General features: G+C 35.0%; 7 protein-coding genes. 5 read left to right on the top strand and 2 right to left on the bottom strand.

Annotation, left to right across the window (positions count from 1 at the left end; genetic code table 11):
* The first annotated feature begins 188 nt into the window (after positions 1-188).
* From J6569_RS05350 to J6569_RS05335, 4 genes are all read left to right on the top strand, one after another.
* Entirely contained in the window at positions 189-1,163 is a 975-nt protein-coding gene (locus J6569_RS05350; RefSeq protein WP_296317960.1) for a hypothetical protein, read from the top strand.
* A 392-nt stretch (positions 1,164-1,555) separates the two neighbouring features.
* Positions 1,556-2,293, top strand: coding sequence for a carbonic anhydrase (locus J6569_RS05345; protein WP_034914950.1), 738 nt, complete (start codon positions 1,556-1,558; stop codon positions 2,291-2,293).
* A gap of 431 nt (positions 2,294-2,724) precedes the next feature.
* On the top strand, positions 2,725-3,213 hold the full coding sequence (locus J6569_RS05340) for an STY0301 family protein (protein ID WP_034914955.1): 489 nt from the start codon (positions 2,725-2,727) through the stop codon (positions 3,211-3,213).
* Between the two features lie 160 nt (positions 3,214-3,373).
* Positions 3,374-3,901 (top strand): STY0301 family protein, encoded by a 528-nt coding sequence (locus J6569_RS05335; protein WP_085163730.1) that lies wholly within the window; start codon positions 3,374-3,376, stop codon positions 3,899-3,901.
* Positions 3,902-4,019: 118 nt separating this feature from the next.
* Here J6569_RS05335 and J6569_RS05330 read toward each other — a convergent pair whose 3' ends face one another.
* Positions 4,020-4,580: a hypothetical protein gene (locus J6569_RS05330; RefSeq protein ID WP_065589853.1), complete on the bottom strand. Its 561-nt coding sequence runs from the start codon at positions 4,578-4,580 to the stop codon at positions 4,020-4,022.
* 246 nt (positions 4,581-4,826) lie between these two features.
* Positions 4,827-5,393 (bottom strand): elongation factor P, encoded by a 567-nt coding sequence (gene efp, locus J6569_RS05325; protein ID WP_034914965.1) that lies wholly within the window; start codon positions 5,391-5,393, stop codon positions 4,827-4,829.
* A gap of 33 nt (positions 5,394-5,426) precedes the next feature.
* Here efp and epmB point away from each other — a divergent pair, with 33 nt between their 5' ends.
* Complete coding sequence (epmB, locus tag J6569_RS05320) at positions 5,427-6,455, top strand: EF-P beta-lysylation protein EpmB (RefSeq protein ID WP_296317955.1); 1,029 nt, start codon at positions 5,427-5,429, stop codon at positions 6,453-6,455.
* Positions 6,456-6,489: the final 34 nt, after the last annotated feature.

Genomic DNA, 6,489 nt, shown 5'->3' with positions numbered 1-6,489 from the left:
TATCATTTTAGACACCAGACACCAGACACCAGCACTGGCAAACCTATGTCTTAAATTTATTAAATAATCTTATTCGACGTGTTTTTACACTAAGCTCATTTATACCTTCCAAATTATTTCTCAACGAATTATCGAAATTATCGTTCAAATCACCTAAAACAGCTTTGCTAGTATTAGCACTGTTATTATTGTCATCGTCATGGAATGTTCAGGCGAATGGTAAAAAGGCTCGAGCGGGTAATCGTAGTGATGCAATAATAATACCGTCGCCAGTTATCAATTATGCAAGGCCGAATCTACATGTGGGTACGGGCTTATCCGCAGGCCCAGCTGACATATGGAATCCTGATAAGGGCTTTTTAGTACAATCAATCAATCCTGAATCATACAGCCTAAATTTTCCGACTACAGGTGCGCATAATTTATATTTTGATTTACTCATAAGTGGAGTAGATATAAATGAATTGACATGGGAACCCGTTACTTTGGGGGGAATCACTGCAACAGTGACAAATGTTGTAGCTAATGATAGGTGGATTCCTCAAGAAGATAAAGGAGAAGTAGTTGTACGCGTTAAGCTAACAGGTCCAGATGCAAGAAATCAATGGCCTAATCCGAATCCTAACCCAATTGTTATGCCGCAGTTACCACAGACGTTTGAGTTAGTGGGTAGAGATATTAATACTGGTGATGAGGTAGTAAAATATGGATTTGAATTGAGGCAGTGGTTCTTCCCTCGGTGGGGGGATTTGCTCAGATATGATCGTTATAGTGAGGCGTCAGCATGGTGTAATGGTTTGGGTTATCGCATGCCGAGGGTAAACGATTTAACCAATACAATATGTAGTGAGCTCACGGGTTTCCCCTGTATATATGGTGTACGTGGCGCCAAGCCGTGGTCACGAACTTCGTTTTACATGCGTTACATAGGTGCAGGATTTTTCACGGAGTGGGGCCACGTGGGCTACTACGCTGATGCGAACTTCATCGACGCCAAGCCCTACTCCGTCAAAAGCTACTGGACAAGCGACGAGGTAGGAGGTAGAGAAGGTATCTATCGATTCACTGTCGCCTCGGGCGACAACGACGAATGGGATAACTACGGCAACGTCTTCCCCGTCCAAGCCGACGTTGGCGTTTACACTATGTGCACCGCACCTTAGTTTTTAGCGTTTAGTCCTTAATCCTTAGGGCGCGGGGGGAGGTTATGGTGCTTGAGGGGACAATATAGACAAGAATAAAGCCCCCGCGCAAGTTGGGGCGCCGAGCTGGCAGAGCCTGCGAGGCTAGTATTTTAATGACTAAAAGTCAAAAAAGCTTCTGACTGATGATGCCAAAGCAATGATAACTTAATATAATTAAATATTATCATAATAAATATTGAGTAAAATTAGCAACAAATAAAACAGGTTATTTTGTAGCTTACTTTTTTGTTTAAATGTCAAACATTTTTTTTATAAAAATATTAAAAAGTGATGATATACGATTCTAGTAAGGTAATTTTTTGTGGCGTATAATTTGGTTCCACTAATCACTTTCTAGCTGTAAAACCAAGATGAAATTTAATGCAATAATTGTGGCTTTAATGGTTACTAGTCTATCTTGTGCTGCAACAGAGCCTGCCCTCCATTGGGGTTATGAAGGCGAAAATAATCCAGAAAATTGGGGACACCTTTCGCCAGAGTTTTCAACCTGCGAAACAGGAAAAAATCAATCACCAATTAACATTGAACATGTTTTTAAAACGCACCACGATAAACTTAAACTGACGTTTAAACTAAGCAAGCAGGAAATCATTAATAACGGTCATACAATTCAAGTTAATGTTAATGATGGCAATACGCTTGAAATTGACAACGAGCTGTTTACGTTACAACAATTCCATTTTCATACGCCAAGCGAAAATAAAATTAAAGGCAAATACTTCCCGATGGAAGCTCATTTTGTTTATAAAAACAAAAATGGCGACTTAACGGTTGTTGCCTTGATGTTTAATAAAGGAAAACCTAATCCTGAATTAGCGAAAGCTTGGCAACAAATGCCAGAAGACGAAGGCAGTACCGCCACATTATCTCAATCAGTCGATATTAAGGCTTTATTGCCAAATAGATTGGATTTTTACCGCTTTAGCGGTTCACTAACAACTCCACCTTGTACTGAAGGCGTTCGATGGATTGTGTTAGAACAAGAAAGTAGTGCATCTGCTGAACAAATCGAAAAATTCCACTCAATCATGCATCACAACAATAATCGCCCAACTCAACCTTTGAATGGGCGAGTGATTGTTGATTAGTGTCTCTAGGCTCTGTTTAGTGTGAATAGAGCCTTGAATTTGTGCATTTATTATCTATCAACAAGTAAGATATATCGCTTATTTTTTTAAGTAATTTTCTGCCTTGATAGTCACAACTCATATTCTATAAATACTATTAGTTAGCTTAAATTAGTTCACTTAACTATCGTTGTCTTTCTTAATTGATGAAGGCGATTATATTTAAATTAAGCTAGCAAAGAAAAGTTTTCTAACGATAGGATATTATCTTGTTTGCTAATATAACAATACTAAAAATCCCTAGAATAAACTAAAAATACAACTTAGGTTTGTAATAATACTTAATCAATAATCGATTAGATAATGTAGTTAATTAATGAATTAACTTATTAAAAAAGTTATATTATCTTCCAATAAAAATTATGTTTTATGATTAAAAAGGAATAGTTAACATGAAAGATAAAATTTTTACTATTACAGTAATATTATTAGCTGGGTTTGGCATGTCCTTTTCGGTTAACGCAATTTATGAGATAACTTGCCCCGATTCAGTTCAAGTAAAATCCATTCCGACGGAACTAGAAATATTGCCTGAAGGGTGGCAAATATTCGAACAAAAAAATCAGTTTTTGCAGGTTGATGATGGTGAAGTATATTCTGGTAAACCAGTGAATTTAGGACAGATGATACCTTTTACAATTACTATTAACGGTAAAAAATATAAACATTCATGGCATGTTGATACTAGTTATAATACATCCAATGATACTGGCTACTGGTTTAATTGTTCTTATTCATTTAATCGAGTTCGCCTGATAAAACGTATCGATTCGACCATGAAAACTTGTTGGGTAATAACTTCAAAAGATGCAAAAGGTAAAATGAAAGTAAAACTAAATTGCGATAAAAAAATACATGAAGGTCCACAATCTTTTTATTAAACGTGATGATAAAGTTAGTTTAAGTTTCCACAGTGAGTAAATTAGACAGTAAAAATAACCTTGGCTTGGATAGCTAATAGTCAATGCATTTTTTTTAATAAGATGATGTTAATTAGTCAAAATCATCTTATTTTTATACGATTAATTAGGAATAGAAAACGTGAAAAATAAAATTTTAAATTTAGCAACAATAGCCATAATAGGGGCAAGTTTTTGTGATTCAGTTAACGCAAATGAAGAGATAGTTTGTCCCGAATCGGTAACAATAAAATATTCTAAACCTGATTTAGAAGTTGTACCTGACGGTTGGGAAGTGTCTGAAGAAGGCTATGATATGAAAAAAATTGATAGTTTAATTTTGCCAGAAGATATTGCTCACAGTACTTCTTTACGTCGACTAAATCAAGTAGAAGTATATTCAGGAAAATCAGCCGATTCCGCAAAACAAATAAAACCTAAGCCAGCGACAATAAATGGGAAAAAATATAAGGCAGTTTGGTTGTTAGATGGTAGTAATGATACCAATAAATTGAGCTTTTGGGCTAGCTGCAATTATAGCTATAATAACAAAGTACAACTGATAAAGCCTATTGATGCCTCGCTGAAAACTTGTTGGGCAATTTATACCCAAGATCAGCAACAAGGAACACTTGCTAAATTAGTGTGTAGCGCTGAAAAGGTAAAATAATTTTAGTTTGGATATTCGGGAATGTGTTCAAATTTACCACAAAATATTGTCCATTAAAGATTAATTAAGATGGTCGGTTGTGCCCCCCCTTACTTTTTTGGGATTAGATCGTTATAGATTACTTTTGTATATGTTGATTTATAAAATGAATGACAGGTCGCCAGACTTCCTGTTCTGGTGCTTGATAATCCCATAAAGGTGTAACCAGATCATCTAATATTTTTAATTTAGTGATAAAATTTTTTGAGTAGGTTTGACGTTGTTCTTCCGAAATGGCTAATAATCTTTCTGAAGAAATATATTTGCGCTTTTGCCGTGGGTTTTCAATAAAATTGGCTAAACTACATAATTCTTTTTCATTTTCACATTCTGAATAGGAAAAGGGATAAGTTTGTTCTACTTGTTCAAAAGCATCTGCAATTTGTGGTAAATTTACCGCTTTCATTGCGGGTACGATATATTTTGCTGTAGCATAATTCCATAAAAGATTACACCAACCATCACTTTGCCAGTGGCTGATGGTATGAATGACAACAAAAGCATAAAAGGCATCGCGATCCAGCTTTGTGCTTAGATCAGATTCGCAAGGTATATATTCATAAATTTTATCAAAGATTTCTATTACATCCTCAAAATCAGATAGCTTTTTATTCTGAGTTAACATATTAATTGTTATCATTCTATTTCCTTATCTTATTTTATTTGAATTTTAACATATTTGAAAAGTAATGATATTTTATTTAGTTGCTGTCTTAAAACTATACTTTTTACTGGGTATGTAAAAATTGTGTTGATAATTAAATTTGGATAGATTTTAAAAGGTTTTAATCATTGGATTGGCGTAAAACAGTAAGATTAAATTTATGCTGTTTAGATGAAAAAGAGAGGTTAGTGCAACCTCTCTTTTTCTGCGATAAATGTTAATTTATTTTACGCGTGATACGTATTCACCTGAACGGGTATCTACTTTAAGGATCTCGCCAATTTGTACAAATAAAGGCACGCGAACAACTGCACCTGTTGATAATGTTGCTGGTTTACCACCTGTTCCTGCTGTGTCGCCTTTTAAACCTGGATCAGTTTCGATTACTTCAAGTTCAACAAAATTTGGTGGTGTTACTGCAATCGGTTGGCCGTTCCATAAAGTTAAAATACATTCCGCTTGATCAACTAACCATTTTGCATTGTCGCCAACCGCTTTGGCGTCAGCCGAAAGTTGCTCAAATGTATCGTTATTCATAAAATGCCAAAATTCACCATCGGTATAAAGATAAGTTAAATTCATATCAACAACGTCAGCGGCTTCAACTGATTCGCCTGATTTGAATGTTTTGTCGACAGTTTTGCCTGAAAGTAATTTTTTAATTTTTACACGATTAATAGATTGACCTTTACCTGGTTTATAAAACTCATTTTCAACAATGACACACGGTTCGCCGTCTTGCATTATTTTAAGACCAGCTTTAAACTCATTAGTACTATAAGATGCCATAAAAGCTCCAACTAAAATTCTGAATTACAAAAAATGAGTCGTATTATACAGCAAAAAGTTGAACTACCAAATAATAAAGATGAGTGGATTTTTGATCTGACCAATGTTGTGACAGATATCAACGTTTTATACTCCTATTTAGGACTAGATCCCAATACCATTTCAATCCGCATGCAACAAGCAAAAAAGGCGTTTCCGCTTCGAGTTCCTAGGGCTTTTATTAATCGAATGGAAAAGGGTAATAGTAATGACCCACTTTTGTTACAGGTGCTTTGTGATGATAGGGAGTTATTAAAAGTTGAAGGGTATAGTCATGACCCATTACAAGAGCAAGATAATGCCATTCCTGGATTATTGCATAAGTATCACAATCGGGCATTATTGATCACTAAGACCGCTTGTGCAATTAACTGCCGTTACTGTTTTAGACGGCATTTCCCTTATCATGATAATCAAGGATCTAAGAAGAATCTTGCCATTGCGCTTGAATATATTGCAAATCATCCTGAACTTGATGAAATTATTTTATCAGGAGGTGATCCGTTAATGGCAAAAGATCATGAAATAGCTTTTTTGATTAATGCACTTGAAAAAATACCTCATGTTAAGCGTTTACGGATTCATACGCGTTTGGCTGTTGTTATTCCTTCACGAGTAACGGCTGAACTTTGTCGGTTATTTGTTGAAAGTAGGTTGCAAATTGTAGTAATTACTCACATTAATCATTCAAATGAAATTGATAATGCAGTTGCTGGCGCAGTGGGGCTTTTAAAAAAGAGTGACGTGATTGTGCTAAATCAAAGTGTATTACTGAAAAATATTAATGATAATGCCAATGTTTTGGCTCAGTTAAGTAATAAACTTTTTGATATTGGCATTTTGCCTTATTACATTCATTTATTAGATAAAGTACAAGGAGCTGCTCATTTTCTAGTTGATGATAACTCAGCTAAATTAATAATGAAACAGCTTGCCGAGCAAGTATCTGGTTATTTAGTGCCTAAATTAGCGCGCGAAATCGGTGGTGAGAAAAGTAAACAAGTACTTACTTTTTGGAATTAGTTAATTGTTTTTTTAATTATAACTTATTATTTTA

Source organism: Gilliamella sp., from assembly GCF_024104075.1.
Classification (GTDB): Bacteria; Pseudomonadota; Gammaproteobacteria; order Enterobacterales; family Orbaceae; genus Gilliamella; species Gilliamella bombi.
This window is presented reverse-complemented; position numbering and strand designations above follow the sequence as displayed.

Bases quoted from the DNA above. Each gene is read 5' to 3' on its own strand.
- J6569_RS05340 (WP_034914955.1), top strand. From the start codon at position 2,725: ATGAAAGATAAAATTTTTACTATTACAGTAATATTATTAGCTGGGTTT.
- efp (WP_034914965.1), bottom strand. From the start codon at position 5,393: ATGGCATCTTATAGTACTAATGAGTTTAAAGCTGGTCTTAAAATAATG.
- J6569_RS05330 (WP_065589853.1), bottom strand. From the start codon at position 4,580: ATGATAACAATTAATATGTTAACTCAGAATAAAAAGCTATCTGATTTT.
- epmB (WP_296317955.1), top strand. From the start codon at position 5,427: ATGAGTCGTATTATACAGCAAAAAGTTGAACTACCAAATAATAAAGAT.
- J6569_RS05345 (WP_034914950.1), top strand. From the start codon at position 1,556: ATGAAATTTAATGCAATAATTGTGGCTTTAATGGTTACTAGTCTATCT.